The sequence below is a fragment of the Leptolyngbya sp. CCNP1308 genome, from assembly GCF_034932455.1.
In the GTDB taxonomy this organism is placed as follows: Bacteria; Cyanobacteriota; Cyanobacteriia; order Phormidesmidales; family Phormidesmidaceae; genus Nodosilinea.
In genome coordinates this window covers 1-1,055 of the sequence record NZ_JAYGIH010000064.1, presented here as the reverse complement: position 1 = coordinate 1,055, position 1,055 = coordinate 1, and the positions used below count along the sequence as shown (strand labels likewise).

The following is a 1,055-nucleotide window of genomic DNA, read 5'->3' as shown; positions in this document are numbered from 1 at the left end:
ATGACCATAGCAATGGGACGCGCGCAAGCCGAGCGAGGATGGTTCGACGTTCTCGACGACTGGCTCAAGCGCGATCGCTTTGTCTTTATCGGCTGGTCAGGCCTACTGCTGTTTCCCTGCGCCTTTATGGCGGTGGGCGGCTGGCTGACCGGCACCACCTTTGTGACCTCCTGGTACACCCACGGCCTGGCGTCGTCGTACCTGGAAGGGTGCAACTTTTTGACCGTTGCCGTCTCCACCCCCGCCAACAGCCTGGGTCACTCCCTGCTGCTGCTGTGGGGTCCCGAAGCCCAGGGCGACTTTGTGCGCTGGTGCCAACTGGGCGGTCTGTGGAGCTTCGTCGCCCTGCACGGCACCTTTGGACTGATTGGCTTTATGCTGCGTCAGTTTGAAGTTGCTCGTCTGGTCGGCCTGCGCCCCTACAACGCGATCGCCTTCTCGGCCCCGATCGCAGTCTTCGTCAGCGTGTTTCTGATGTACCCCTTGGGCCAGTCGGGCTGGTTCTTTGCGCCGAGCTTCGGCGTGGCGGCGATCTTCCGCTTTCTGCTGTTCCTGCAAGGCTTCCACAACTGGACGCTCAATCCCTTCCACATGATGGGAGTAGCGGGTGTCTTGGGCGGAGCGCTGCTGTGCGCCATCCACGGTGCCACCGTTGAGAACACGCTGTTCAAAGACGGCGAGAACGCCAACACCTTCCGCGCCTTCGAGCCGACCCAGGCAGAAGAGACCTACTCGATGGTGACCGCCAACCGATTCTGGTCTCAGATTTTTGGGATTGCGTTTTCGAACAAGCGTTGGCTGCACTTCTTCATGCTGTTTGTGCCGGTTACCGGTTTGTGGATGAGTGCGGTAGGCATTGTGGGTCTCGGTTTGAACCTGCGGGCCTATGACTTTGTGTCCCAAGAGATTCGGGCGGCAGAAGACCCCGAGTTTGAGACCTTCTACACCAAGAACATCTTGCTGAACGAAGGCATCCGGGCCTGGATGGCCCCGACCGACCAGCCCCATGAGAAGTTTGTATTCCCCGAAGAGGTACTCCCCCGTGGTAACGCTCT

1 protein-coding gene is annotated in these 1,055 nt (G+C 59.7%); it reads left to right on the top strand.

Going from position 1 to position 1,055, the window contains the following annotated elements; all coding sequences use genetic code 11:
• Positions 1-1,055 (top strand): photosystem II D2 protein (photosystem q(a) protein) (gene psbD / locus VB780_RS14245; RefSeq protein WP_323351824.1); only part of this gene is annotated, 1,055 nt, incomplete at its 3' end.